Genomic DNA, 24,847 nt, shown 5'->3' with positions numbered 1-24,847 from the left:
TCCTAGATTCCGTCGAGACGGTAGTTCACCTTCGTCGGCAGATAGCTGCCATCCTGCGCTTTCGCCTCCGGCCGAACGCCGGGCGGCACGTTATCGAACGTAACGTGCAGCGTGTTCTGCTGCGTTTGCGCCACCCTTGCATCACGCGCCTCCGCGCCCGCAGCCTGCGCAGTATCCGGCGTAACCGGCCCCCTCCGATCACTGTCTGGCGCAGAGCCTGGAGACGGTCTGCCAGCTAAGCTCGCGTACACACGATCGACATAAGCCTGCCGGCGTGCGACGTTCGCCTCCGCGCTCTCCGCTTGATCACCATCCGGCGCAACCGGACCTCCCAGATTGCTGTCAGGTGTGGAGGAAGGAGACGGTTTGTCGGGCGAGCTCGCATACACGCGCTCCGCATAGGCCTGCCGGTTTGCAATGCCCGCCTCCGCGCCCGCCGACTGCACGGTATCCGGTGCAACTGCCCCCCTCCGATCGCTGTCTGGCGCAGAGCCGGGAGACGTCTTGCCGGCCAGGCTCGCATACACGCGCTCCGCATAGGCCTGCCGGTTTGCGATGTTCGCCTCCGCTGCACCTGGGCGCTCATACTCACGCGCCTGAATCTCTGCAGCCTGCTCCGGCGTTTTCGCCATCCGGATGCGCTGATCCGCCTGCCGCTCTGTGTGCTGCATCTCCCAAAGGTAGAAATCGGTCTGCTCGCCGAACGTGCCCTGCTGCACGGAATGCCCAAACATCTTTTCGAACTGGCGCGCCCGCGGCCCCAGCCATTGACCGAAGCCAGCCGCGCCAGATTTGGGATTCACCGCAGCGGGGTCGAGAGTACTGTTTTCCTGCATCAGGCTACCGATCTGGCCGGCAGCCTGCGCATCGGTATAGCCCGCCCCCTTGAAGCGCTCGAACAGATAACGCTGACGATCGCCGATTGGAGCGTTCTTCGCGTTCGCCGCCGCGCGGCGCTGTCCCACCGGGTCACCATCCCACGTATCGCTCTGCCTCCCCGCGAGATAGTCAGATTCGCCCGTGTTCAGGTTTTCCGAATGGAGCAGCGCGAGTATGCCCGCAAGCAGCGGCGCGGAAGCGAGCCGCGCCAGCGCGCCCACCGCGCCCGGGATAGTCACGCTGGTGAGCCTGGTCAGCGCACCAATCAACGACAAGACGCCTGAAATCGGGCTCGCGAACGTGATTGCCGCGAGAGCTATAGCAACGCCCTTGATACCGCCGATCGCGTCATAGAAGGCGCTGGCCTTCGACGCAACCGCGTCCCAGTTAATCTTTGAGACCCAATCGACGAAGCGCTGCACGGCGCCAGAAATCTTGTCGGCGATCTGCGCGCGGTTGTCGTTCAACCAGCGCGAAACCGCCTTGACGACCGGATCGAGCACCGGAATCAGCGCCGAGCCAATCGTGTTGGCTAAACCTTCCGTCGATGCGCGCAGGTCGGAAATGTCCTCATTAAAGGCTTTCGCTTGCGCGATCTCCGCATCGGTGGGAACGAGACCCGCTTTGTATGCGCGCGCCTTATCGGCATCCCATGTGCCCTCCTGGATCATCGGCAGCACGCCGCCCATGCCGAAGGTGTTTGCCGCCTCGCGCTGAGCCTGCACCGAGCGCTGACCCTGAATCGCCTTCATCAGGCGCATCTGCGTCGAGTAGTAATCGACGGTACCGTCCTTGTTGCGTGCGATTTGCACGCCCATCTTCTGGAGCAGGAGCATCGCGTGTGGATCCGCGCCGTTTGCAGCGCCACGGATTGCCATCTGCGAGGCGTTCATGCTCGAATCAAACTCTTCTGCCGACACGCCGGCGCGGCGCGCCGCGACGTGCCATGCGGAGAGGTCCTGAGCGTTCATCCCGAGCAGCTTCGACGTCTTGTTCAGCGTGAAGCCGAACGAGCCGAAGCGCACCGCGAGCGCCGAAAGTCCCGCCAGCGATGCCGCGCCGCCGATGGCCGTCAGGCCCGGCACGATCTCGACGATTTTGTCGACGACCTTACCCGCCGCGGTTGCAGCGCGCCGGAATCCACCCTCAAGCTTCGCCAGATTGGAATTCCCGGCGGCTCCCAGTGCGCCGACGCGCTTCTGCACCTTGTCGATAGGGTCGGTGACCTTCCCGAGCGCAGCCTTGATCTTGTTGACCGTCGCCGTCGCCGCATCGTCGGCACGGATGCGAATGACGAATTCTTGAGCCACACCTGACTCCTTATTTCATTCGGGTGCCCTGGTCGGCCCACCACTTCACTTCACGCCATGTGAGGCTTCGGGTTTCACTCGGCTGCCAGCCATAAAACTTGGCTGTAACCGCGACCACTCGCTCCCACCCTATTGGGAGCCCGTCGCGTTTCCCTCGGGGTCGTCCTGCTCGGGCGGCGTGATGAAGCCGATCATGAAGTCCTGCGCCTTGTAGAAGTCGCGCACGCCGACGCGATCGATCACGGGAAGCGGGACGCCGGAGACGATCGAAATGAGGAACTTCATCGAGTCGATCGCATTTTCCTTCTGCGTCTTCTTGATGAACTGGCTGAGCTGGGAGACGTTCGGCTCGTGGAGGGTGATCTCGGTATAAACCGTCTCATCTCCACCGCCCCCGAGCGTGATCGGCTTCGCAAGCTCGATCGTCAGTTCATCCGCGACCGGCAATCCGGTTTGTTTGATGATGTCGCTCATGCTTTAACCTACGCTGACCGTTTGTTCCGAGACCTGCGGACCTTCGAACTTGACGTCGAACTTCGCATCTTCCGTGTCCACTTCCTGCACGTCAGTCGTGCCCATATTGCGGCCCGTGACGATCTTGCCATTCGCAAGTGTGCCGACGACGGTCGCATTGCGCATAGCGTTGAACGCTGCGACGGTCAGATCGCCCGCATCCCGGATCGACATCGAGATCGAACCCGTGACAGGCGTCTCTTTCCAGCCGTGGAAGCCATCCTGACCAATCATGGCTTCGCGCTTGACGGTCGACGGCGAATACTTGAGGCTGCCCTCGAGCTGATACGTCACGCCATCGACAGTGATCTGCGCTACGCCGGCAATCAGATTGCTGGACATTGAATGCCCTCCTGAAAAACGAAGAAGCCGCCCGGAGGCGGCGTCATTGCTATTGGACGGCCCGCTTACTGCAGCCGGAACTGGACCAGCGTAGCGAACGTGCGCATCTGGTTAACCGGCGTGCCGGGCCAGAGAATGTCCACACGGTTCGGATTGGCAGCGTTCTTCTGCACAACCAGAGCCGATGCGAATGCTGCGGCGTTCTGCGTGAAGCCGGCGTCCGTTCGCTCCTGATAGAGCGCGATGATGTCCATCTTGATCACGTTCGGCGTGACGAGATTCGACCCCGCCGGCGGCTTCGAACCGTTGTCTGCGAGCTTGCAGCGCGCGTACTTCGATGTGAGCATTGCCTGCAGCGTGCGGATCTCAAGCATCAGCTGGAACATCGTCTCGACTTCGAGATAGCTGTCGTCGACAACGCCCTGCGCGTTGGTCTGGTACGTCGTGATGACATTCTCGGTCTGCACGGTGCCATCCTGCTGCACAGTGAAGGTCGAGATGCCGTCGTACAGGAGCGTCTCGCGCTGGCTCGGCAGGAACTGGTTCGCAACCGGCGGTGCGAGCACGCCCTGCAGCGGCAGATACTGCAGCGGCACACCCGGATCGGCGCGGACGCTCACTGCCGCCTGGGCGCACAACGCGGCCGCCCACAGCCAGCTCGGCGTCGGGCTCCCGTAGAAGCCTATGATCGTCTCGTGCTGGTTGTTGCGCGTCAGGCCGAGCGTGGTCTGCGCCGAGAACGTACCCGCATTAGCGTAGAACGCATGGCCATAGAGTTGCTGCGTCCAGCTCCAACGACCAGTCTGGTCGTTGAGAAGCTGCTGTACCGCGCCTAGCGACGTCGCATCCGTGTACGGGCACGCGATGAAGTCGAACGTCATGTTGCCGAGGTTGCCCAGCGCAGTCGTCAGCGTCGGATTCGTCGCGCCGCCGGTCATCGCGGTGATCGTGTACGCCAGGCCCGTCGGCGTTACTTCGCCGTTCGCGGTGCCGTAGTAGTTGAGCCGGATGTCGATCTCGTTACCGCATAGACCCTTGTTGACCGCCGTCAGCGTGACAGTGCTCGTAGCAGCAGTCGCCGTCACGGGCATGTTCGCGATGGCATTTATCGCTGCCGCAACCGCAGTCGCGATTGAGGTAGTCACTTGCGCAGCTGTGACTGGAACCGTCACGCGGATGCCCGCGATATACAGCGAGATCGTGCCCGCAGCCGTGGGCGAAGCCGTGAACGCGATCGACCCGGAAGCAGCCACAGCAGCGGCGTCATCCGCGAGCGGTAGATACCAGACTTCCCCGAAGCTGTCGTTCAGGCGGTAGACGCTCACCATGTTCGCGAGCATCGATTTCGCGCCGCCCTGCGTCGCGGCGTCGCCAACACCGCCCGAGATAACCGGGACATTCGGCGTCGCAATACCGGCTGCAGTGATCTGGCCAATGATCAGCGCGCGCTGGTTCGCCTGCGCGGTGTTCGCCTGCGAGTTGTCGAGCTCGAAGAATGCGCCTGGCAGCCGCAGATTCGATGGGATGACCTTGAACGGAACCGTGCTCATGCCTTGTCACCGTCCTTCGCGGCGATCGTTGCCGTGGCCGCCTTCACGACACCCACGCGCACGACGTCGCCGTCGTTGAGAATCTTGTTCCAGAGGATGCTGTCGTCGGGCACGTCGATGCCCTCTTCCGGCAGCAATTGCTTGGTCTCCGGGTCCCGTACGGACAGGCCCGGTGCAGGTTTGACGCGCATGGGCGCTCCTACGAAATGGGTGGTGGAAAGTCGATCGAGAACCCGGGTTGAACTGTTCCCGGTGGCTCCTTCACCTGCATGTCGATGCCAGCAAGCTGCACGCCGGCAATCGGATAGAAGTCTTCGGGGCCCTGTGTGAACTCAATCTCCATGCGCATCTGAAGCTCGGCCATCGGCCACTCTCCATCGGAGCTCGTGGAGATCTCGGACTCAACAGAAGCAAACTGCTCGATGATCTGCGCGCCGTTCACGTCCACCCAGAGCGACGTGTTGTTGATCAGCGTGACTTCGATCTGGCCTTTGAGCTTTTCAGCTGCCGCCAGAGCCACTGCTGAGCCCTCATCGCCAACAGCGGCAGTGGAGACCGTCCGCGCGACGATTTCAACCGTCGTCGTGACCGAGAACAGCGGCGCGTTCTTCCCCAGCGACTGCTTGCGCTCGCGCGGCGCGCGCACGAGGATGCACGGATACGCGTTCTGGGATGTCGGCCAGTCGAACGGCGAGAAAACCGACTGGCCGGCGTCGGTGGCACCCTTCAGGCCACTGATCACGATGGTTCGGATGTCGGCAGATGTCGTCATGAGGCACTTGATCGGCTGAGCAGTAACTTGGCGCCGCCGCGACTATCGGTGCGCACCTCACGCACTATGTATGTCGAGCCCGTGCTGACGACCTGGAGAGAGTCGTTTTGCATGGGAGAGCTCGGGAATTGCGAGAGCTGCACGCCGAGGACGGCCGACATGGTCGTGACGGTCGACGACGCATCCTCGAAGAGAACTTCCTTGAGGTACGCGTCGTCGAACACGCCGCTGATCTGGAACGCCGAACCGCCTGAGAACGGCGTATAGATCACCGGCTCGCCAAAAACACCAATCAGCGGACCGATGACCGTGGCATTCCAGTCAATTGGCATTACGCCTCCGAGCGGCCGCTGAACAGAACTTCCGGGCGCGTGCAGATGTGCAACGGGTAGCTGGAGACTTCCATCTTCCACCACTCGTTGCGGTCGCGGTCCATGATCGGGACCACGTACACCGGTTTGCCAGGCGTATTGACCCACTGGAACGACTCGCCCGGAGCCAGAGCGCGACGGAAGATCCCGGGTGCGCCGACCGGGAAGAACTTGACCTTGTCGTCCGGGATCTTGATCGTCGTGTTGTCGTCCGAACCCCGGTAGTTCAGCCAGTTGATGCCGCCGAACTCGAACGACGTGAAAGCGCCGCCCGAATTGCCGCCGCGAATTTCACGTGCATCGCTCCAGTTCACGAACGTGCGGATGACGTCCGGGTGGTTCACGAATGCGTCGTAGAACGCATCGCCGGCCAGCGCGAAGATCTTCGTCGACGGCGTGAACGCACCTTGCGCCTTGCGCGCCATCGAGCGCGTGATCTGATTGCAGATCGGACGAAGCGTGTTCGCGGTACCGGCGGCCAGGTTGAAGCCGACTTCCGTTGCCTGCGTGATGCCGAATTCCTGGAACCAGTTGTAGCGCACGGTGCCGTCCGAGTCGGTGAACAGACCTTGCACGGCGGCGAGCCGCTGGAATTCCCAGGTGTACTCGATGTTCTTCAGGAGGCCCGTGGGTCCCGCGAGACGGCGCGCGACTTCGTCCTGCACCTGCATCAATTCCGACTCAGTGCCGAACGCGCGAATGTTCTGCAGTTCATTCGCATAGATCATGTCGGAGTGACGCAGGCGCGGAATATCGAAGTAGCGCGCCTGACGCTTTTCGGTCGTACGCTGCGTGCCTTCTTCTCCGCGCTCGCTCAGCGGGATGACGACGAGCTTGCCCTGACGTTGCTCGACCACAAGCGCGGTCGTTCGGATCGGGTCATCATCGAAGATGTTGAGCTCGCCGAGCGCCTGCGGCTGGTACGGATACTTGTCGACCGCAGCCGTCAGCGTGATGGTCGAGAACGGGTCCTGATTGAAAATATCAAGCGATGCCATTGAACGGCTCCTTCAGAAACGAAAAAGCCGCCCGAAGGCGGCCCTGATGTCGTGGATGGGGTAGGTTTATCGACCGATGATTCCCTGCGCTTGCAGGAGCACGAGGGCGGCTGCCTGATTGGCTGCCGTCATCGACGGATCCCACACGAGTTCGGAGATGTTCACTTCGCACTGACGCATCACGATCGCCCCGTAGGTGTCGTTCAGCGAGGCATCGGTGACGCCGAAGCAGATGCCAGCGGCGTTCTGCGAGCCATCGACGGCCGTCGACGTGCATGCCACCCACTTGCCGGTGCCGGCAGCCACAGTGACCGTGAAGCTGTCGCCGGGAACGAACGCCGTACCACCAGCCGTGATCGTGAAGTTCAGGCCGCCGCCCGAGAATGCGGTGCCCGCGACGCCGTGGCCGATTTCCTGGCCGTTCGGCGCCGACACAATGAAGTGCGTCGCGTCATCGAATTCAACCGCGTATGCACCGAGCGTCGGCGCATAGCCGGTCGTGGTGACCGCGCTGCAGGTGCCGTTGCCGGTATTCGTGCCGCCCGCGACAGCTGCAGCCGTCGGTTTTCCGACCGCGGCCGTCGTGGTGATCGCGAACGAGTCGCCTGCGACGAATGCCGTGCCTCCCGCGGTGATCGTGAAGCCGATGCCGAGTGCGGAGAATGCCACGCCGGTCGTGCCGTTTGCAGTCGCGCCGCTCGGCGCCGTGACGGTGAATGCGGTCGCCGACGTGAAAACGAGCGAGTAGACACCGATTTGGGTCGGCACGGTCAACTGACGCGATACGTCGTTGTAGCGGCCCATATCCTCGGAGTAGCCGCGCCAGAGTGCCTCGACAGCTTTCCGGAATTCGTCAGCCCACGTCGCATCGAAGCGCTTGTTGAAACGCCGAAGATACTGCCAGTCCGGGTTTGCCGACAGGCGCAGGTGGGCACCCGCATCTTTCTTCTGGCAACGCCGGAATGAAGACTCGATCACTGGCGCGATCCTCGAAGCGCTCACGCGCGATGACATCGAATCGCCTGCGCCGGTGTTCGTCTGCGAGTGTGAGGCGCCCAGCATCGGATACGACACGCTCGCGGAGATCGTGATCGAAAACGCCGAGGAGCAGCTTTACGACGAGGTTGGCGAAGTAGCCGACACGCTGGGCCCGTTCGAAAAGGACGAAGTCGACGAGCTCGCAGCGCTCATTAAGAGCTGGTTCGACAAGCGCGGCGCGATCTCGTGCTGGAAAGCAGTGAACATCAAGCGCTATGCGCGAGGCGATGCGGAATACGATGCAGCGCTCGAGCGACTCGTCGCGGCCCAGAAGGCATTCGCTGACTTCGCGGGTGCCGCATGAACCGCGCCGCTTGCGACAACGCACTGCTCGCTTATGGCTGCCGTCCAGTCAACACGCGCACGCGCCGTGGCATCGAAGCGGCCGCATGGATTCTGGCTTATGGTGCCGCAATCGCTGCGATCTGGTACGACGCCGTCGCGGCGCGCGCAAACGGGTGGCTGTAATGAAAACGATCAAGCTCGTCGGCCGCCTCTGCATCGCTGGTGCCGTCGCAATCGCCCTGCTCGCTTTGCAGGCTCAGATGCACGAGCGCGAAGCGGCTTTTGAGGCCCACTGCAGCAATCATCGCTGCACCTGATCCCGTAAAAGCTCACCGGAGATTCTGATGTTCATCTGCTTAGTAGTCCTGCTTGTTTCAATCGCTGGCTTCTCAGCCGGTTTCATCGCTGGGTCTGCATGGGCCGCGATCGGGATGATGGACAAGCGCCAGCGCGAGATGGACGAGAGCCTCGGCGCTGATGTCGCGCCCTACCCGCGCGCGTGGGACTGACTCCGATGCGCTGCCACGTCCGCTGCCGCCACTGCGCCACGCGCCGCTGCCTGAAGCGAAAGCTGTCCGAGTACCTGCGCGTGCCCGCGTGCGACGTCTGCGGCAAGCGCGATTACCGCGTCGATCGCTGGATGAATCGCCGCAACACGACGCGCATGACATGCACGTGCGCGGGCTACTGGTTTCCGCATCGACAGGGTTCGCTGTTCTGCTGGTGCCGCGCCGACGGCACCCAGCGCTATCCCGGTGATCCGGACTTCGCGGATCGCAACTACGACGGCCTAGCCGCCGCTTAATCGCTCCGGCGGCTCCCCCGAGCCGCGGCCTTGGCCGGCGCCAGTATGGGCCGGTCCATTTTCCTGCAGACGAGAACTACCGTGAACAGCCCTCACCCGTTGCCGATAAATGACTCATCGCCTTTGATTGGCTTGCTGCCCGCGGGGCTCGACATTGAGCTCAGCGAAAGGAGCTATTCGAACAGGTGCGGTACCGCTGAGCACATTCGCCGCGCCTTGCAGCACTGTCGCTTGGAGTTCCTCGATTTTTCCGTGCAGTACTGGCGTATAAGCGCCCTTTTTGAGTCTGACTCGATCGAACGTGTATCGGCGCTCGTTCGCCATTGCGGCAAGAAGGTTGATAAACAGCTCATCTCGCGCGGAAAAGAAGGCGGCAAGAGCGGCCTCTTGTTTGGGCTGCTCGGTAAACAAATGATCGAGGTACTCGTGCCAAGCATCGAGCACCGCGTCCTCATCTTTCGTTCGGCCTCTAGCGTTTTCGTTGCCGTGAAAGGCGAGGTCAATCATGTTGAGCGCTCGAACGTGCTCGGCAGATGCCCGAGCGGCCCGAGTTGCCATAAGCGAGACGAATATCTGGCTTTTTCGAGCGCCCCGCTCGCGCGCCCGTTCCAACCATTTTTGTGCTTGGAGGGCCAGTATAGGCCCGAACAACGTTGCAAAGACTATCGCCCAGTCGCTTGCCTTCACGCTAGCCCCCGAATTTTTGGCCCACTAGATCGTAGCACGCCGAGACTTTCGCTAGGACGAACTCCACGGCGCGCTTTAACCCTCCTATCGAGAAACCAATTTCCCACTGTGAGGCAAGAAGGATGAACCCAAGTGCGGTGAGACCGGCATTACTCGCAGTCGCGGCTACCGTGACTGCAGCGTGCCTCTCGATCATGGCTGGCTGGCAGCGTGGCGGTTTCCTCGCCGAGCGTGTGCTGTGGATCGCCGTCGGCGTCGTGCTCGTCGTCGCGGCGCATCTGCTGCCGGCGTTGGTCCGTGCCCACGGTTGGCGCGTGCGCGCCGTCGGCGCCCTGCTCTGGATCGGCTGCATCGCCGCTACCTGCTACGGCCATGCCGTCTTCTTTCTGATGGCGCAGAAGCATGCGGGTGAACTGCGCGCCGCCGCGGTGCCGGTAGTCACGGCAAAGGGACGCGGTATGGCCGAGATCGCACGTGACCGTGCAGACGCAGTAACGCGACTGGCCCGCACCAATGCGCGTCGCTGCGTCGGACCGTGACCGCATATCTGCGCGACGTGTTTCCGCTTAAAGCGCCGCGCACGCAGATCGACAACGAAAAGGAGCTCGCCTTCCTTCGCAAGGTGTTCGTCGACTCTGCGCCGCTCGAGGACATCGAGCCGCAGCACGTGAAGCAGTACATGCGCTGGCGCCACGAGGTCGCCGTCGACTGGTTCAGGAAGAAGGGGCAGCAAGTGCCGCAGAACGCCGGGCACGTGCGCGCAAACCGGGAGATTGCGCTGTTCAGCCATATCTTCAACCACGCCCGGGAGATCGGGCTGACGAGCGCACCGAACCCGTGCGCGGGCGTGCGCAAAAACTCGGAGAGCGGGCGCGACGTCTACGTCGAGGATGACGTGTTCCAGCGCGTGTATGCCTGCGCCGACCAGCCGACGCGAGATGCAATGGACCTGGCCTATCTCGCCGGCCAGCGCCCGCAGGACACGCTCAGCTATGACGAGCGGGATATTCGTGATGGCTTCATAGCCATCGGCCAGGGTAAGACCGGGCAGAAGCTGCGCATCGAGGTGGTGGGCGAGCTGAAGGATGTCATCGACCGGATTCGAGCGCGGAAAGTCGGGCTCAAGGTGGTGAGCACGGCGCTCGTCATCAACGAGAAGGGTGAGCGCATGACGCTCGGTACCCTGCAGAAGCGATTCAGTGCGGCGCGGGCACGCGCGGGCGTCCCGGTCGGTGATTTCCAGTTCCGCGATCTTCGCGCGAAGGCTGGCACGGACAAGACGGATTCGTCGGGCGACATTCGCCAGGCGCAGCGGCAGTTGGGCCACAAATCGCTAACGATGACCGAGCACTACGTGCGGAAAAGGCGCGGGGAAAAAGTTGGTCCGACGCGATGAATGCGGCGGCGCAGAAAGCGATTTTGCGGAAAACGCCGGTTTTTGCGGAAAAAATCGGCGGTTCTTAAAATCGCTGAAACCTATGGTGGGCCGGGTCGGGTTCGAACCGACGACGGGATTTCTCCGGCGGATTATGAGTCCGCTGCCTGCAACCAACACGGCGTCCGGCCCACGAAGCTACAACGAGGGGAAGTCAACAAAAAAGCCCGGTCTACACAGAGGCCGGGCTTTTCGACGGCAGGCCGACATACTACACGAACCGCTCCGGCCTGACCATCCTCACCTCTCAAACAAGCATCAGTTCCCTTCCAGGAACGACTTGAGCTTGTCCGAGCGGCTCGGGTGACGCAGCTTGCGCAGCGCCTTCGCCTCGATCTGACGAATCCGCTCGCGCGTGACGTCGAACTGCTTGCCGACCTCTTCGAGCGTGTGGTCCGTGCTCATCTCGATGCCGAAGCGCATGCGCAGCACCTTCGCCTCGCGCGGCGTGAGCGAGTCGAGCACGTCCTTCACCACGTCGCGCATCGAGGCATGCAACGCAGCGTCCGCGGGCGCGACCGTGTTGTTGTCCTCGATGAAGTCGCCCAGATGCGAATCGTCATCGTCGCCGATCGGCGTTTCCATGGAGATCGGCTCCTTCGCGATCTTCATGATCTTGCGGATCTTGTCCTCCGGCATTTCCATCTTCTCGGCGAGCGTGGCCGGATCCGGTTCGAGGCCGGTTTCCTGCAGGATCTGCCGCGAAATACGGTTCATCTTGTTGATCGTCTCGATCATGTGAACCGGAATGCGGATCGTGCGCGCCTGGTCCGCAATCGAGCGCGTGATGGCCTGGCGAATCCACCACGTTGCGTAGGTCGAGAACTTGTAGCCGCGCCGATATTCGAACTTGTCTACCGCCTTCATCAGGCCGATGTTGCCTTCCTGGATGAGGTCGAGGAACTGCAAACCGCGATTCGTGTACTTCTTCGCAATCGAGATCACCAGACGCAGGTTCGCCTCGGTCATCTCACGCTTGGCCTGGCGCGCCTTCAACTCGCCCGCCGCCATCTGGCGGTTGGTTTCCTTCAGGTCCTTCAGCGGCAGCACTACGCGCGCCTGCAAATCCAGCAGGCGCTGCTGCTGCTCGCGGATGGCCGGAATGTTGCGCGAGAGGATCGCGCTGTACGCGTGATTCTCGGCCACGATCTTGTCGGCCCATTCGAGGTCGGTTTCATTGCCTGGGAAGCGCGCGATGAACTCCGAGCGCGGCATGCCGCACTTGTCCACGACCGTGTGCAGGATCTGGCGCTCGACCTGACGCACTTCATCCACTTGCGCGCGCAACGTGTCGCACAGCCGCTCGACGGTACGCGCGGTGAAGCGGATCGACATCAGCTCGTTCTGGATCGTTTCCTGCGCCTTGAGGTAGGACTTCGACTTGTAGCCCTCCTTCTCGAACGCACGGCGCATCTTGTCGAACCACTCGCTGATGAGCGAAAACTTCTCGAGCGAGGCCCGCTTGAGCGCTTCGAGCTGTGCCGCGTTGGCCGTGGCCTGAGCCGTGCCGTCGTCCTCTTCTTCTTCCTCTTCTTCCTCTTCCTCTTCTTCGTCGTCTTCCGTCTCGTTCTCGATCTCTTCGGCTTCCTTCGCATTGAAGCCGTCGGTGTCCTCGGCGTTCGGATCGATCAGGCCGTCAACGAGCTCGTCCACGCGGCTCTCGTCGTTCGCGACGCGCTCGGCCATGGAGAGAATGTCGGCGATGGTGGTCGGGCAAGCGGAAATTGCCATCACCATGTGCATGAGGCCGTCTTCGATGCGCTTGGCGATTTCGATTTCGCCTTCGCGCGTGAGCAGCTCGACCGTGCCCATTTCACGCATGTACATGCGCACCGGGTCGGTCGTGCGGCCGAATTCGGAGTCGACGGTGGAGAGCGCGACCTCGGCTTCTTCCTCTACTTCGTCGTCCGAAGAAGCATTGGGCGCGTTGTCGTTCAGAAGCAGCGTTTCGGCATCGGGGGCCTGCTCGTAGACGGCCACGCCCATGTCGTTGAACGTGCTGATGATGCCTTCGATCGCCTCGGTCTCGGTGAAGTTGTCGGGGAGGTGATCGTTGATTTCGGCGTAGGTGAGGTAGCCGCGCTCCTTGCCAAGCTTGATGAGCGCGCGCAGCTTGTTGCGCCGCTCCTCGAGTTCCTCGACGGTGCCGGGCTGCGATGACGCGAATGCGTCTTTCAGCAGCGCCTTTTCCTTCGCTCGCCGGTCGCGCGCACGGGTGGTTTTCTCACCCTTGCCCGCGGTGGGCGTGCTTTCCTCGCTCTGGTTTGCGTCGTCATCGACGGACACTTCATTCAGCTTTTTCGTCATGGAGTTCGCCGTACCGGCTGTAGTCTCGACTCGCGGCTGTTGGACATCAGCCTCTTGAACCGTGGATACTGGAGCCTCGCGCTCTGCCGCATCGTCCGCAACGGCAGGCACTTGCCTTGCACTACTCGGACCACCGGACCGCTTCGTTGCCGGATGCGTAGAGGCTTTCGCCGCGCGTGCTGGCGCCGCTCGCGCGGCCGAAGCAGCCATTGCTTTCTTCCGGACAGCGGGAACTTCATGACTGGCGCTCGCCGCCTTGCGGCGCGAACTGGCGGATGGTGCATCTTGGGTCTTTGTGACCTTGCTGGTCGAATCCGTCGAACCCTTGCCTGTCGCCTTTTTTCCGCCTGTAGTCTTTGCCATTGCCATTCCGCCCTTGCTGGAAACCGTCCGGAAAAAACAAAACAAACAACAAAAACAAACCGCTGAAAACCTTTTATTGTAGCACGCAGGGTAACAATCGCCCGCGCGCGTTCCTCCTCTACAGCCCGAGCTGACGTTTCATGTCAGCCCGCGTCTGATTCAGTTTCACATATTCGGCTAGCTCCTCGGGCGTATGGCGCGACTGCCGCGAAAGCACGTCCAGCCGCCCGCTGCAGGCGTCGAAGCGCATTTTCAGGATCGCCGCCGCCATCTCCTCGCCCACGAGCCGCTCCTGCTCGCGGCGCTCCTCCAGCACGGCGCCATCTTCTGGATTTTTCATCAGCAAATCCCGGACGTTTTCATCATAGTCCAGAATTTCGCGAAAAATCTCCTCGAAGGTGGGGGCGTTCGCACCGTTTCGCAACAGGTCCGAAAGCAACTGGAATTCGGCTGCGTCTCCCAGTGCACGCGCGTGCGTGGTCACCTCCTCGAACAGTTCGCCGTGCCGCGTGAGCCCGATGAGCGCCTGCTCGGCCTCTTCGTCGAGTTGCGCCACGATGCGCGGATGCATCACCAGGTTGCGCAGCGCCTTGCGCTCGATTCCGGTCACGAGGTGCCGGTCCTTGCGCGCGGGCGCCTGGCGCGCCGCCTGGGCAATGCGGGCGTCGACCTCGCAGAGCGCCGCGACTTCCTCGAACGGCACGTCGAGGCGGTCGGCGAACATGTGCATGATCTGCGCGCGCAGCGCATTCGCCGGTAGCGCCTGCAACAGCGGCTTCGCATCGAACAGCGCGCGGGCGCGCCCTTCGGGCTGGTCGAGTTCCTTGCCCACCAGCACTTCGTTCAGCATGAACTGCGAGAGCGGCATGGCCCGGTCGACCTGCTCCTTGAACGCCTCGGCGCCGTACTCGCGCACATAGCTGTCCGGGTCGTGCTCCGAGGGCAGGAACAGGAAGCGGATCGTGCGGTTGTCCGCCGCATGGGGCAGGCACGCATCTAGCGCACGCCGCGCCGCGCGACGGCCCGCCGCGTCGCCGTCGAAGCTGAAGATCACCGTGTCGGTCTGGCGCATCAACTTTTGCACGTGGATGGGCGTGCACGCGGTGCCCAGCGTCGCCACCGCGTTCTGGAATCCGAGTTGCGCGAGCGCCACCACGTCCATATACCCCTCGACCACCAGCACGTAGTGCTGTTCGCGAATCGCCAGACGCGCCTCGAACAGCCCGTACAGTTCGCTGCCCTTGTTAAATAGCGGCGTTTCCGGGGAATTCAAATACTTGGGCTCGCCGCCGTCGAGCACGCGCCCGCCAAAGCCGATCACCTGCCCCTTCACGTTGCGGATGGGGAACATGACGCGGTCGCGGAAACGGTCGTAGCGGCGCGCCTGGCCCTGCACATCCTGCTTTTCACTGACGATAACGAGGCCGGCTTCGACCAGCGCGTCGTCGCGATAATCGGTAAACGCGGATTCGAGGTTCTGCCATCCATCGGGCGCGTAACCGAGGCCGAAACGGGCCGCGACTTCGCCGGTGAGGCCGCGCTTTTTCAGGTACTGGATGGCGTTCGGTGCGCTGCGCAGCTGCTTGCGGTAATAGTCGCAAGCCGTCTGCATGAGGTCCGAGAGCGCAATGGAGACGGCCTTCGAGACACCTGGCGCGTAGCCGCCTGCCCCGCCGCTCGCGCCCCCTCCACTGCCGCCATAGGCGCCGCCACGCATTGGCGACGGTTCCTGGGGCACGCTGAGGCCGACCGACTGCGCGAGCTCGTTGACGGCCTCGGGAAACGTGAGGCCCGCATGCTCCATCAGAAAGCCGATGGCCGTGCCATGCGCGCCACAGCCGAAGCAGTGATAGAACTGCTTCGTTGGACTAACGGTAAAGGAAGGGCTCTTTTCGTTGTGAAACGGGCAGAGGCCCATGAAATTCGCGCCGCCCTTCTTGAGCTGCACGTAGCGCCCCACCACGTCGACGATATCGACGCGGTTGAGCAGATCCTGCAGGAACGAATGCGGAATCATCAGGGCTCGGTCGCTCGGGTAACAGGGGCTGGGCGCGCGCATTCGCGCGGCCTGCGGCAAACCTCGCAACGACGCACGGCAACAGCCGGCGCCGCGCGAGGCGCGGCCCTCACTTCGCGAGCGCGGCCTTGACGAGCCCGGACACCGCCGTCATGTCGGCACGTCCCGCCAGCTTGGGCTTGAGCACGCCCATCACCTTGCCCATGTCCTGCGGACCGCTCGCGCCCACCTGAGCGACCGCCGCCTGCACTTCGGCGGCGATTTCCGCCTCCGACAACTGCTCCGGCATATAGGCGGACAGGATTTGCAGCTCGGCGTTTTCCTTCTCGACGAGGTCCGCGCGGCCTGCCGCGTCGAACTGGCTGATCGAGTCCTTGCGCTGCTTGATCATCTTGTCGACGACCGCCGTGATGCCGGCGTCGTCGAGCGTCACGCGCTCGTCGACTTCGCGTTGCTTGATGGCGGCGAGCAGCAGACGAATCGTGGCGAGGCGTTCGCTTTCGCGCGCGCGCATCGCAGCCTTCATGTCGTCGTTGATCCGATCTTTGAGACTCATTACTCACCTGAAATGCGTTGGGGTTGCACAATCCCCGGGAGAACCCCGGGCAGCGCGGCCACCGCGCTCACCTATACGCCAAACCCTCGCACCGAAACATCACAAGAATGCAAAAACCCGCCTGGAAACGTTTCCAGGCGGGCAGGTGCGGGTTCGATACGGCTGCGGCCACACCAAATAGACAGCGCAGGCTTTGTTGCCGGTCCGGCCCGGGTTACCCCTGAACTGGCCGGCGGCAGTGCCGGCTGCTCGCGTGCCACGGGGTTGCACCATGGCACGTCGGAATCAGTACATTTTCTTCGGCAGCATCTGGCTGCGTATGCGCTTGAAGTGGCGCTTCACCGCCGCAGCCTTCTTGCGCTTGCGTTCAGCCGTCGGCTTTTCGTAAAACTCGCGCGCACGAAGCTCAGTCAGGAGACCATTCTTCTCGATCGTGCGCTTGAAGCGGCGCATGGCCACTTCAAAGGGTTCGTTTTCTTTTACGCGGATGGTCGTCATTTTCCAATAACGGATCGTGAGGTAAAGAGAATCAAGTATAGCAGTTCCATGTCGGGGGATCGCAGGCCGCCTCGGAGGAAAACCCGAACCCTTGCGGCCTGTTCCACCCGCACTCGCCGCTTCGTTTATGGCCCGTCAAGCAGCCTCTGGTGAAGCGAAATCCCAGTGTGCCCCAAGAACCGGATACGGGCGGCGAGTGTGGCCAGCCCCGGCGAATCAGCCTTCGCAAGGCCCGACCAGCAATAGCGGCAAATGCGTGACCTCGACGGCGCGCTGGGCCACGCTGCCGAGCAGCCAGCGCGCAACGCCCCGGCGGCCGTGCGTGCCCAGGACGACGAGATCGGCGTTCCACTCGTTCGCATCGCGCAGGACCGTGTGGGCGATGTCGTCGCGCATGAGGCCGGTCGCCACGAGCGCCGTTTCGCAGGTGCAGCCCGTCGGCTCGAGTCGCTTTTGCGCTGCCGCGAGCGCCCTGCGTCCGAGCCCGGTGAGCGCCTCTTCCAGCCCCGGAGCGGCCACCGGGCCGCCAGTCACGCTGCCGCGGTCAACCACGTAGATCGCGCGTAAGGCAATCTGCGGCTCGACGAGCCGCATGGCCGCCTCGATCGCCTGCGTGGAAGCCTCGCTGCCGTCCGTCGCCAGCAGCATGCGTGTAAAGCGCGGCTCGTCGCATGCCTCGTACTCCGCGGGCACCACCAGCAGCGGGCAAGGCGCCGACACGGCCAGCGCGGCCGACACCGAACCGTCGACCCAGCGTTTCACGCGCCCTTGATGACGGGCGCCGACCACCAGCAGGTCGGCGCGCCATTCGCTGGCCGCCGCGCTCAGCGCGTGCACGACCGCGCCGGACTCGCCGGTCAGATTGAGCACATGCCCCGAAACCGAGGCAACTTGTCCGTCGAACGCCGCCACCGCCTGCTCGAGCGTGTTCTCGGCCTCCTGCCGCAACTCGCGGCGCGCGGCGGCAAGCGACTCCCTCAACCAGGCATCGCCCGCGGTGTAGGCGCCGCCGGCCTGCCAGGAGCGCGGCTGCCCGGCGGCGCAGACGATGCGCACATCGGCGTCGCGCGGCGCTACGCGCGCAGCGAACCGCACCGCCTGCTTCGAAGCATTCGAGTCGTCGACGGCAATCATGATCCGCCGTAGCGGCACACCGTGCTGCGCCGGCTCCTGTTTCACCTGCTCTGCTTGCTGATTCACGTTTCACACCTCTCCACAATGGATCAATGTTCGAGCGTGAACCTCCTCAGCCGGCCGAACAATGACGAGCATCAACTCGTCGAGACTCGATGCGACGGGCCAGCCCAAAATCGCAACCGATCGATACGATTGGGCTTCAGGCCCTGGCCGCCACCGCCGTGAACTCCGCCGCAGCCTCGCCGGCGGCGACCCCCGAAGCCCATGCCCACTGGAAGTTGTAGCCGCCGAGCCAACCCGTCACGTCCACCGCTTCGCCCACGAAATACAGGCCCGGCACGCGCTGGCTCATCATCGTCGCGGAGGAGAGCTCGCGCGTGTCCACGCCGCCGCGCGTCACCTCGGCCTTCTTGTAACCCTCGGTGCCGGTTGGTGTGAGCGACCATTGCACAAGTCCCTCGCCGATGCGGCGCAACGTCTTGTCGGGCAGATCGGCAAGCCGCGCCTCGTGCGGCACCTGATGCGCCTCGAGCCAGGCATGCGCGAGACGCGTCGGCACCCACTCGGCCAGCAGATTGCCGATCTGGCGCTTCGTCGCGCCCTTCGCCTCGATCAGCGCATCGCTTGCGGATCGCTCGGGTAGCAGATTCACGCGAATGGGCTGCCCTGGCTGCCAGTAGCTCGAAATCTGCAGCACGCCGGGGCCGGAAAGACCCCGGTGCGTGAACAGCAGATCCTCGTCGAAAGCCCCGGCGCTCTTGCGCTCGCCGGTTGCCACGTGCACTTCGAGCGAGACGCCCGCGAGCGACACGTAGGGCGCCCAGTCCTGCGGCGCGAACGTGAGCGGCACCAGCGCGGGGCGCATATCGACGAGCTTGTGGCCGAACTGCTTCGCAACGCGGTAGGCGAAATCGGTGGCGCCGATCTTCGGAATCGACAACCCGCCCGTGGCAATCACCAGCGCTTTCGCGCGAATCTCGCCCTGCGGCGTGCCGAGCGTGAAGCCCGCGCCGTCGGCATGGCTCACCGCCTCGACGGGCAGCGGACGCCGCCACGCCACACTGCCGGCATCGCATTCGGCGCGCAGCACGTCGATGATCGCCTCGCTCGACTGGTCGCAAAAGAGCTGGCCCTTGTGCTTCTCGTGCCACGTCACACGATGCTGGCGCAGCAGCGCGAGGAAGTCGCGCGGCGTATAGCGCGCAAGCGCCGAGCGGCAAAAATTCGGGTTGTTCGAGAGATAGTTAGCGGGGCTCGCATGCAGATTCGTGAAGTTGCAGCGTCCACCGCCCGAGATGCGGATTTTTTCCGCAAGGCGCGGGGCGTGATCGATCAGCGCCACGCGGCGGCCCTGTTGGCCGGCTACCGCCGCGCACATCATGCCGGCCGCGCCTGCGCCGATCACGGCGATGTCGAAAGATTCCATGGCGCGCATTCTACCCGCGCCGGACGCGGCGATGGCGCCCCGGCGGCGCCGAAGCGGCGGCAAGAGAGTGCGCCCGCGCGCCGGATGCCGTCAAACGGGTCGTGCCCGCACTGCTATACTTTTAGACTTGCCTATCACTTTGATCTAGCGACGGTTTTCGCCCGGACAGCCGTGTCCCGGCAGGGCCGCCGCCCGCCATACCATGCTTGTTCTCGGCATCGAAAGCTCCTGCGACGAAACCGGCCTCGCGCTCTACGACAGCGAGCGCGGCCTGCTCGCCCACGCGCTGCATTCGCAGATCGCCATGCACCGCGAGTACGGCGGCGTCGTGCCCGAGCTCGCGTCGCGCGACCATATCCGCCGCGCGCTGCCGCTGCTCGAGGAAGTGCTCGCGAAAAGCGGCGCGGCGCGCAGCGACATCGACGCCATCGCGTTCACCCAGGGGCCGGGGCTCGCCGGCGCGCTGCTGGTAGGCGCGAGCATCGCCAACGCGCTCGCCATGGCGTGGAACCGACCGACCGTCGGCATCCACCATCTCGAAGGGCATCTGCTCTCGCCGCTGCTCGTCGACGCGCCGCCACCCTTCCCCTTCGTCGCGCTGCTCGTCTCGGGCGGCCACACGCAGCTCATGCGCGTGACCGACGTGGGCGTCTACGAGACGCTCGGCGAAACGCTCGACGACGCCGCGGGCGAAGCCTTCGACAAGACCGCCAAGCTGCTCGGCCTCGGCTATCCGGGCGGGCCGGAAGTCTCGCGCCTCGCCGAGTTCGGCACGCCAGGCGCCGTCGAGCTGCCGCGTCCGATGCTGCATTCGGGCGACCTCGATTTCAGCTTCAGCGGCCTGAAGACCGCCGTGCTTACGCAGGTGAAGAAGCTCGGCACGAACATCTGCGAGCAAGGCAAGGCCGACATCGCGCGCGGTTTCGTCGATGCTGCCGTCGAGGTGCTCGCCGCCAAATCGATCGCCGCGCTCAAGCGCACGCAAATGAAGCGCCTCGTGGTCGCAGGCGGTGTGGGCGCGAACAAGCAGCTACGCGAAACGCTTTCGGCCGCGGCGCAAAAGCGCGGCTTCGAAGTCCATTACCCCGATCTTTCACTGTGCACCGACAACGGCGCGATGATCGCGCTCGCGGGTGCGCTGCGCCTCGCGCGCTGGCCCGAGCAAGCCACGCGGGACTACGCGTTCACGGTGAAGCCGCGCTGGGACCTCGCGTCGCTCGCGCAGCAATAGCGGAACGCTTGCGCATCAGAAACGCTGCGTGATGCCAACGGCCCCGAGCGTTTGCCCCGTGCCCGGGGCCGTCACGGGAACGCCAGACCAGCTCATCGTGGACGAACCGTTGTTCTTCATATAGCCCGCGCGCGCATAAACGGCGGTCCGCTTCGAAAGGCTGTGGTCGACGCCCAGTTGCACCGCCCACATGTTGTCATGCACGCCACGCACGGCGCGTTGCAGAGCCACGATCTCGATCGTGTCCGCGACCGTTGCCTGAATCGTGGCGCCTGCCTGCATCAAGCTATAGGCGTGCACGGCCGAGAGCCTCGATGCGAGCGGACTCGAATCGTCGTGCTTCGGACGGTGATATCCGTAGATGAACTGAAGATTGACGATCCCGATCTGATAAGCGAGCGCGCTATTGAAGTGCTCGGTTCCAACCGTATTGAGAACGGACGGCAAGCTGGCCAGGGTCTTCGTGCCCGGATGCTGGTACTGGTACGCGAGTCCTGCATAAAGACCGTAGCCCGACCAGGTTGCGGCAATATCGAGAATATTGCCGTTCGTTTGCGGCACCGGCTGCGTCACACTGGACTGAAACGCGTACATGGCCATCAGTTGCAGCCCCTTGAGCTTCGGTGACCTGTACACGAGCGAATTGTTCGACCGCCCGCCGCTGGTCTGCATGCCGATCGTATTGCGATCGACGACATTGCCCGCCGCGGCTAGCGGCGAAAGCACTTCATTCGCGAAGAAGGGATCGCCCGGGTAGAGCACCCAGAAAGTCGGCTGATACTGGCGGCCTAGCGTGAACGTACCGTATTTCTCGTGCGAAAGTCCCACCCATGCCTGGCGATAGAACATGGCGCTCGCATCGCCAAAGCCGGTGCCATTGTTGACGTTGAAACCGTTTTCTAGCGTGAATGCGGCCTTCAGGCCGCCGCCGAGATCCTCGGTGCCTTTCAGGCCAAAGCGCGACGGCGCGCTTCCGCCACTGCGCTGCGACCAGGATTGCTTGCCGCCGTTATTGAGGAACTGAACAAACGTATCTGCGATGCCATACAGCGTAATGCTCGATTGAGCATTCGCACCACCCGCAGCCAGCATCAATGCCGTGCTGCAGATGCCCTTTCTGCAAAAGCGCATTATGTCTCCTTCGTCATCTTTTTACGGATGGATCGCTCGTCGTCCGCAGGGAACGCGCCGACTCGTTATGACGTTGTGATACGTTTTACTTATAACGGCGAAGGTAGACTGCAGTATTGCCACACCTCAAATAACGGCGATATCGCGGCTTGTCCGATGGAGAGTGGAAGGAAATAACATCAGGATTACCAGGCAAAACGGGTATACCCCAAGCCGTTTTTCCAGCACCGCGTATTCAGAAACGAAAATGATAAGGGCCGCTTCTTGAGCGGCCCCAATCTGCGTTGCTCAATCACCACATCAACGCTTGTCGTGCTCGATCACGGCATACGCGCTGTGATTGTGAATCGACTCGAAATTCTCGGCTTCGAGCGTATAGGCCATCACGCGCGCGTCCGCGTTCAGGCGCACCGCCACGTCGCGCACCAGATCCTCGACGAACTTCGGATTCTCGTATGCACGCTCCGTCACGAACTTCTCGTCCGGACGTTTGAGCAGGCCCCAGAGTTCGCACGACGCCTCTTCTTCGGCAATGCGAATGAGATCTTCCACCGGCAGGTCGCCAGCGAGCTCGGCATCGATCGTCACATGCGAGCGCTGATTGTGCGCACCGTACTGCGAGATCTTCTTCGAGCACGGGCACAGGCTCGTCACCGGCACGAGCACCTTCAGGAAGAGACGCGTCTCGCCGTTGCGCACCTCGCCGGCGAGCGTCACTTCGTAGTCCAGCAGACTTTCCACGCCCGACACCGGCGCAACCTTCTTCACGAAATACGGGAACGAGACCTCGATGCGGCCGGCCTGCGATTCGAGCTTTTCGAGCATCGCGGCCAGCATCGCGCGGAACGTCGCCGCTTCGAGCGGCGCCTTGTTTTCTTCGAGCAGCGCCACGAAACGCGACATGTGCGTGCCCTTCTGGTCCGCCGGCAGATGAACATCGAGATTCCACGTGCCGACGCTCGGCTGGACGTCGCCCGCGCCGGTCTTGACCGTCAACGGATGGCGCACGCCCTTCACGCCCACGCGCTGGATCGGAATCTGACGGGTATCGACGGAGCTCTGGACGTCCGGCATCACGAAAGCCGGGTTCATCTGATTCATGTTCTTGTCCTCAGGCCGCGCCGGCAAACTTGCGGCACGCAAATGGCAAGCGCCGGCAAGAGCCGGCGCTTGCTGGCGATGCCGGGTGTACACCCAGCCGCCGGTTCAATTTTGAAGTGGATTGCCGCGGCTTGCTGGCCGGCCTGGTGCTTACGAGGCCAGCCGCGCCGCGAGGCGCGAAACCGGGTCAGGCGACGCGCATCACCGACTTGCCGGATACGCTCGCGGCCTTGTCGAGGAAACGCCCGCGAATCGACTTCGCGATCCCTGCCGCGTCGAGGCCGCAGCTGGCCAGCAGCTTGGCCGGGTCGCCGTGGTCGATGAAGCGGTCGGGGAGGCCCAATTGTAGTACGGGCTTGATAACCCCACTTTCAAGCAGGGCTTCCACGCAGGCCGAGCCCGCGCCACCCATGATGCAGCCTTCCTCGACCGTCACGAGGTAATCGTGCGTCTCGGCAAGCTGGCGCACCAGCTCCGCGTCGAGCGGCTTCACGAAGCGCATGTTCGCCACGGTGGCGTCCAGTTCCTCGGCAGCGGCCAATGCCGGCGCAACCATCGTGCCGAATGCGAGGATCGCGATGCGCTTGCCTGCAGACGCTGCGCTCTCGCGGCGAATCTCGCCCTTGCCCACCGGCAGCGCGACCATCTGCTTGACGGTCGCGACGCCCGTGCCCGCGCCGCGCGGATAGCGCACCGCCGTCGGGCAGTCCTGCTGGAGCGCCGTGTAGAGCATCTGGCGGCATTCGTTTTCGTCCGATGCGGCCATCACCATCATGTTCGGGATGCAGCGCATGAACGCGAGGTCGTACGCACCCGCGTGCGTCGCGCCGTCCGCGCCGACGAGGCCCGCGCGGTCGATCGCGAACACGACCGGCAGGTTCTGCAGCGCCACGTCGTGGATCAGCTGGTCGTAGGCGCGCTGCAGGAAGGTCGAGTAGATCGCGACCACAGGCTTCAGGCCCTCGGCGGCGAGGCCGCCCGCGAACGTCACCGCGTGCTGCTCGGCAATGCCCACGTCGTAGTAGCGGTCCGGGAAGCGCTTCTCGAACTCGACCATGCCCGAGCCTTCACGCATGGCCGGGGTGATGCCCACCACGCGCGCGTCGAGTTCCGCCGCGTCGCACAGCCATTCGCCGAACACCTGCGTGTAGGTCTTCTTCGCGGGCGTCGTCGATGGCTTGATGCCCTCGGCGGGATTGAACTTGCCGGGGCCGTGGTAGAGGACAGGATCGGCTTCGGCGAGCTTGTAGCCCTGGCCTTTCTTCGTGACGACATGCAGGAATTGCGGGCCGCGCAGTTCCTTGATGTTCTGCAGCGTGGGAATCAGCGAGTCGAGATCATGGCCGTCGATCGGCCCGATGTAGTTGAAGCCGAATTCCTCGAACAACGTGGCCGGCACGATCATGCCCTTCGCGTGCTCTTCGAGCTTGCGCGCGAGATCGAGCACGGGCGGCGCATGACGCAGCACGCGCTCCACGCCGGCGCGCGCGGCGGCATAGAAGCGGCCCGACATCAGGCGCGCGAGATGGCGATTGAGCGCGCCCACCGGCGGCGAAATCGACATGTCGTTGTCATTGAGGATGACGAGCAGCGGCACGTCGTCTTCGACGCCCGCGTTATTCATCGCCTCGAAGGCCATGCCGGCCGTCATCGCACCGTCGCCGATCACGGCGATGCCCATGGCGTTCTCGCCCTTGAGCTTGCTCGCGATGGCCATGCCGAGCGCCGCCGAGATCGAGGTGCTCGAGTGGGCGGTGCCGAACGTGTCATACGGCGACTCGTCGCGCTTCGGAAAGCCCGAGATGCCGCCGAGCTGACGCAGCGTCTGCATCTGGTCGCGGCGACCCGTCAGGATCTTGTGCGGATAAGTCTGATGGCCCACGTCCCAGACGATGCGGTCGCGCGGCGTGTCGAACACGTAGTGCAGCGCGATCGTCAATTCGACCGTACCGAGGTTGGACGACAAGTGGCCGCCCGTCTGCGAGACGCTGTCGAGGACGAAGGCACGCAGTTCGTCGGCGAGCGGCTGCAACTGGCGGCGATCGAGGCGGCGCAAATCCGCCGGGTCGTCAATGGTTTTCAGCAAGTCGTACAT

28 protein-coding genes and 1 tRNA gene are annotated in these 24,847 nt (G+C 63.4%); 9 read left to right on the top strand and 20 right to left on the bottom strand.

Annotated elements, in window-relative coordinates; genetic code table 11:
- Positions 1 to 2: 2 nt before the first annotated feature.
- The 9 genes from P5W98_RS22330 to P5W98_RS22290 form a co-directional block, all read right to left on the bottom strand.
- A complete protein-coding gene (locus tag P5W98_RS22330) occupies positions 3 to 1,904 on the bottom strand; it encodes a phage tail tip lysozyme (protein ID WP_421025931.1) in 1,902 nt (633 codons plus the stop codon).
- Positions 1,905 to 2,318: 414 nt separating this feature from the next.
- Complete coding sequence (locus P5W98_RS22325; RefSeq protein WP_421025932.1) at positions 2,319 to 2,663, bottom strand: phage tail assembly protein; 345 nt, start codon at positions 2,661 to 2,663, stop codon at positions 2,319 to 2,321.
- Between the two features lie 3 nt (positions 2,664 to 2,666).
- On the bottom strand, positions 2,667 to 3,044 hold the full coding sequence (locus P5W98_RS22320) for a phage tail tube protein (RefSeq protein ID WP_421025933.1): 378 nt from the start codon (positions 3,042 to 3,044) through the stop codon (positions 2,667 to 2,669).
- A gap of 65 nt (positions 3,045 to 3,109) precedes the next feature.
- The gene (locus P5W98_RS22315) at positions 3,110 to 4,594 is read right to left on the bottom strand and encodes a phage tail sheath subtilisin-like domain-containing protein (protein WP_421025934.1); all 1,485 of its coding nucleotides are present in this window, start codon (positions 4,592 to 4,594) and stop codon (positions 3,110 to 3,112) included.
- On the bottom strand, positions 4,591 to 4,785 hold the full coding sequence (locus tag P5W98_RS22310) for a DUF2635 domain-containing protein (RefSeq protein ID WP_421025935.1): 195 nt from the start codon (positions 4,783 to 4,785) through the stop codon (positions 4,591 to 4,593). The genes P5W98_RS22315 and P5W98_RS22310 overlap by 4 nt, the downstream gene beginning before the upstream one ends.
- 8 nt (positions 4,786 to 4,793) lie before the next feature.
- The gene (locus P5W98_RS22305) at positions 4,794 to 5,336 is read right to left on the bottom strand and encodes an ABC transporter permease (protein WP_434718524.1); all 543 of its coding nucleotides are present in this window, start codon (positions 5,334 to 5,336) and stop codon (positions 4,794 to 4,796) included.
- 26 nt (positions 5,337 to 5,362) lie between these two features.
- Positions 5,363 to 5,698, bottom strand: coding sequence for a head-tail joining protein (locus P5W98_RS22300; protein WP_421025937.1), 336 nt, complete (start codon positions 5,696 to 5,698; stop codon positions 5,363 to 5,365).
- Positions 5,698 to 6,735, bottom strand: coding sequence for a major capsid protein (locus P5W98_RS22295; RefSeq protein ID WP_421025938.1), 1,038 nt, complete (start codon positions 6,733 to 6,735; stop codon positions 5,698 to 5,700). Before P5W98_RS22295 ends, P5W98_RS22300 begins: the two co-directional genes overlap by 1 nt.
- A 66-nt stretch (positions 6,736 to 6,801) precedes the next feature.
- Positions 6,802 to 7,713: a head decoration protein gene (locus tag P5W98_RS22290; protein ID WP_421025939.1), complete on the bottom strand. Its 912-nt coding sequence runs from the start codon at positions 7,711 to 7,713 to the stop codon at positions 6,802 to 6,804.
- Between the two features lie 109 nt (positions 7,714 to 7,822).
- Here P5W98_RS22290 and P5W98_RS22285 point away from each other — a divergent pair, with 109 nt between their 5' ends.
- Genes P5W98_RS22285 through P5W98_RS22265 form a run of 5 tightly spaced genes read left to right on the top strand, consistent with a single transcriptional unit; the run spans position 7,823 to position 8,863 of the window.
- Entirely contained in the window at positions 7,823 to 8,077 is a 255-nt protein-coding gene (locus P5W98_RS22285) for a hypothetical protein (protein WP_421073335.1), read from the top strand.
- Complete coding sequence (locus P5W98_RS22280) at positions 8,074 to 8,241, top strand: hypothetical protein (RefSeq protein ID WP_421025941.1); 168 nt, start codon at positions 8,074 to 8,076, stop codon at positions 8,239 to 8,241. The genes P5W98_RS22285 and P5W98_RS22280 overlap by 4 nt, the downstream gene beginning before the upstream one ends.
- Complete coding sequence (locus tag P5W98_RS22275) at positions 8,241 to 8,375, top strand: hypothetical protein (RefSeq protein WP_421025942.1); 135 nt, start codon at positions 8,241 to 8,243, stop codon at positions 8,373 to 8,375. The genes P5W98_RS22280 and P5W98_RS22275 overlap by 1 nt, the downstream gene beginning before the upstream one ends.
- A 27-nt stretch (positions 8,376 to 8,402) precedes the next feature.
- Complete coding sequence (locus tag P5W98_RS22270) at positions 8,403 to 8,567, top strand: hypothetical protein (RefSeq protein ID WP_421025943.1); 165 nt, start codon at positions 8,403 to 8,405, stop codon at positions 8,565 to 8,567.
- 5 nt (positions 8,568 to 8,572) lie between these two features.
- Positions 8,573 to 8,863: a hypothetical protein gene (locus tag P5W98_RS22265; protein WP_421025944.1), complete on the top strand. Its 291-nt coding sequence runs from the start codon at positions 8,573 to 8,575 to the stop codon at positions 8,861 to 8,863.
- Between the two features lie 114 nt (positions 8,864 to 8,977).
- Here the strand turns inward: P5W98_RS22265 and P5W98_RS22260 are convergent, their stop codons facing one another.
- Positions 8,978 to 9,550 (bottom strand): DUF6680 family protein, encoded by a 573-nt coding sequence (locus tag P5W98_RS22260; RefSeq protein WP_421025945.1) that lies wholly within the window; start codon positions 9,548 to 9,550, stop codon positions 8,978 to 8,980.
- Positions 9,551 to 9,744: 194 nt separating this feature from the next.
- Between P5W98_RS22260 and P5W98_RS22255 the strand changes: the two genes are divergently transcribed.
- Positions 9,745 to 10,089, top strand: a complete 345-nt coding sequence (locus P5W98_RS22255) for a hypothetical protein (RefSeq protein WP_421025946.1) — start codon at positions 9,745 to 9,747, stop codon at positions 10,087 to 10,089.
- Positions 10,086 to 10,946 (top strand): tyrosine-type recombinase/integrase, encoded by an 861-nt coding sequence (locus P5W98_RS22250; protein WP_421025947.1) that lies wholly within the window; start codon positions 10,086 to 10,088, stop codon positions 10,944 to 10,946. The genes P5W98_RS22255 and P5W98_RS22250 overlap by 4 nt, the downstream gene beginning before the upstream one ends.
- A gap of 83 nt (positions 10,947 to 11,029) precedes the next feature.
- Here the strand turns inward: P5W98_RS22250 and P5W98_RS22245 are convergent.
- A tRNA-Ile gene (locus P5W98_RS22245) sits at positions 11,030 to 11,117 on the bottom strand.
- Positions 11,118 to 11,243: 126 nt separating this feature from the next.
- On the bottom strand, positions 11,244 to 13,502 hold the full coding sequence (rpoD, locus tag P5W98_RS22240; RefSeq protein WP_421025948.1) for an RNA polymerase sigma factor RpoD: 2,259 nt from the start codon (positions 13,500 to 13,502) through the stop codon (positions 11,244 to 11,246).
- Between the two features lie 46 nt (positions 13,503 to 13,548).
- Between rpoD and P5W98_RS22235 the strand changes: the two genes are divergently transcribed.
- Positions 13,549 to 13,737 (top strand): hypothetical protein, encoded by a 189-nt coding sequence (locus P5W98_RS22235; RefSeq protein ID WP_421025949.1) that lies wholly within the window; start codon positions 13,549 to 13,551, stop codon positions 13,735 to 13,737.
- 36 nt (positions 13,738 to 13,773) lie between these two features.
- Here P5W98_RS22235 and dnaG read toward each other — a convergent pair whose 3' ends face one another.
- The 5 genes from dnaG to P5W98_RS22210 form a co-directional block, all read right to left on the bottom strand.
- Positions 13,774 to 15,672, bottom strand: a complete 1,899-nt coding sequence (dnaG, locus tag P5W98_RS22230) for a DNA primase (RefSeq protein WP_421025950.1) — start codon at positions 15,670 to 15,672, stop codon at positions 13,774 to 13,776.
- Between the two features lie 109 nt (positions 15,673 to 15,781).
- The gene (locus P5W98_RS22225) at positions 15,782 to 16,228 is read right to left on the bottom strand and encodes a GatB/YqeY domain-containing protein (RefSeq protein ID WP_413188047.1); all 447 of its coding nucleotides are present in this window, start codon (positions 16,226 to 16,228) and stop codon (positions 15,782 to 15,784) included.
- A gap of 285 nt (positions 16,229 to 16,513) precedes the next feature.
- Positions 16,514 to 16,726, bottom strand: a complete 213-nt coding sequence (rpsU, locus tag P5W98_RS22220; RefSeq protein ID WP_035531398.1) for a 30S ribosomal protein S21 — start codon at positions 16,724 to 16,726, stop codon at positions 16,514 to 16,516.
- A 216-nt stretch (positions 16,727 to 16,942) separates the two neighbouring features.
- A complete protein-coding gene (locus tag P5W98_RS22215) occupies positions 16,943 to 17,926 on the bottom strand; it encodes a universal stress protein (protein ID WP_421025951.1) in 984 nt (327 codons plus the stop codon).
- Between the two features lie 136 nt (positions 17,927 to 18,062).
- Positions 18,063 to 19,289 carry an NAD(P)/FAD-dependent oxidoreductase gene (locus tag P5W98_RS22210; RefSeq protein WP_421025952.1) on the bottom strand — a complete coding sequence of 409 codons (1,227 nt, stop codon included), beginning with the start codon at positions 19,287 to 19,289 and terminating at the stop codon, positions 18,063 to 18,065.
- Positions 19,290 to 19,491: 202 nt separating this feature from the next.
- Between P5W98_RS22210 and tsaD the strand changes: the two genes are divergently transcribed.
- Entirely contained in the window at positions 19,492 to 20,520 is a 1,029-nt protein-coding gene (gene tsaD, locus P5W98_RS22205; protein WP_421025953.1) for a tRNA (adenosine(37)-N6)-threonylcarbamoyltransferase complex transferase subunit TsaD, read from the top strand.
- A 15-nt stretch (positions 20,521 to 20,535) separates the two neighbouring features.
- Here the strand turns inward: tsaD and P5W98_RS22200 are convergent, their stop codons facing one another.
- From P5W98_RS22200 to dxs, 3 genes are all read right to left on the bottom strand, one after another.
- A complete protein-coding gene (locus P5W98_RS22200; protein ID WP_421025954.1) occupies positions 20,536 to 21,651 on the bottom strand; it encodes a porin in 1,116 nt (371 codons plus the stop codon).
- 300 nt (positions 21,652 to 21,951) lie between these two features.
- Complete coding sequence (gene folE2, locus P5W98_RS22195; protein ID WP_421025955.1) at positions 21,952 to 22,752, bottom strand: GTP cyclohydrolase FolE2; 801 nt, start codon at positions 22,750 to 22,752, stop codon at positions 21,952 to 21,954.
- A gap of 187 nt (positions 22,753 to 22,939) precedes the next feature.
- Positions 22,940 to 24,847, bottom strand: coding sequence for a 1-deoxy-D-xylulose-5-phosphate synthase (gene dxs / locus P5W98_RS22190; protein WP_421025956.1), 1,908 nt, complete (start codon positions 24,845 to 24,847; stop codon positions 22,940 to 22,942).

Source organism: Paraburkholderia sp. A1BS-2L (genome assembly GCF_051125205.1).
GTDB lineage: Bacteria > Pseudomonadota > Gammaproteobacteria > Burkholderiales > Burkholderiaceae > Paraburkholderia.
This window is presented reverse-complemented; position numbering and strand designations above follow the sequence as displayed.

Coding starts and splice junctions, on each gene's coding strand:
- P5W98_RS22210 (WP_421025952.1), bottom strand. CDS start 19,289: ATGGAATCTTTCGACATCGCCGTGATCGGCGCAGGCGCGGCCGGCATG.
- P5W98_RS22320 (WP_421025933.1), bottom strand. CDS start 3,044: ATGTCCAGCAATCTGATTGCCGGCGTAGCGCAGATCACTGTCGATGGC.
- P5W98_RS22310 (WP_421025935.1), bottom strand. CDS start 4,785: ATGCGCGTCAAACCTGCACCGGGCCTGTCCGTACGGGACCCGGAGACC.
- P5W98_RS22225 (WP_413188047.1), bottom strand. CDS start 16,228: ATGAGTCTCAAAGATCGGATCAACGACGACATGAAGGCTGCGATGCGC.
- dxs (WP_421025956.1), bottom strand. CDS start 24,847: ATGTACGACTTGCTGAAAACCATTGACGACCCGGCGGATTTGCGCCGC.
- P5W98_RS22265 (WP_421025944.1), top strand. CDS start 8,573: ATGCGCTGCCACGTCCGCTGCCGCCACTGCGCCACGCGCCGCTGCCTG.
- tsaD (WP_421025953.1), top strand. CDS start 19,492: ATGCTTGTTCTCGGCATCGAAAGCTCCTGCGACGAAACCGGCCTCGCG.
- P5W98_RS22325 (WP_421025932.1), bottom strand. CDS start 2,663: ATGAGCGACATCATCAAACAAACCGGATTGCCGGTCGCGGATGAACTG.
- P5W98_RS22315 (WP_421025934.1), bottom strand. CDS start 4,594: ATGAGCACGGTTCCGTTCAAGGTCATCCCATCGAATCTGCGGCTGCCA.
- P5W98_RS22275 (WP_421025942.1), top strand. CDS start 8,241: ATGAAAACGATCAAGCTCGTCGGCCGCCTCTGCATCGCTGGTGCCGTC.
- P5W98_RS22295 (WP_421025938.1), bottom strand. CDS start 6,735: ATGGCATCGCTTGATATTTTCAATCAGGACCCGTTCTCGACCATCACG.
- folE2 (WP_421025955.1), bottom strand. CDS start 22,752: ATGAATCAGATGAACCCGGCTTTCGTGATGCCGGACGTCCAGAGCTCC.
- P5W98_RS22255 (WP_421025946.1), top strand. CDS start 9,745: ATGGCTGGCTGGCAGCGTGGCGGTTTCCTCGCCGAGCGTGTGCTGTGG.
- P5W98_RS22270 (WP_421025943.1), top strand. CDS start 8,403: ATGTTCATCTGCTTAGTAGTCCTGCTTGTTTCAATCGCTGGCTTCTCA.
- dnaG (WP_421025950.1), bottom strand. CDS start 15,672: ATGATTCCGCATTCGTTCCTGCAGGATCTGCTCAACCGCGTCGATATC.
- rpsU (WP_035531398.1), bottom strand. CDS start 16,726: ATGACGACCATCCGCGTAAAAGAAAACGAACCCTTTGAAGTGGCCATG.
- P5W98_RS22300 (WP_421025937.1), bottom strand. CDS start 5,698: ATGCCAATTGACTGGAATGCCACGGTCATCGGTCCGCTGATTGGTGTT.
- P5W98_RS22200 (WP_421025954.1), bottom strand. CDS start 21,651: ATGCGCTTTTGCAGAAAGGGCATCTGCAGCACGGCATTGATGCTGGCT.
- P5W98_RS22280 (WP_421025941.1), top strand. CDS start 8,074: ATGAACCGCGCCGCTTGCGACAACGCACTGCTCGCTTATGGCTGCCGT.
- rpoD (WP_421025948.1), bottom strand. CDS start 13,502: ATGGCTGCTTCGGCCGCGCGAGCGGCGCCAGCACGCGCGGCGAAAGCC.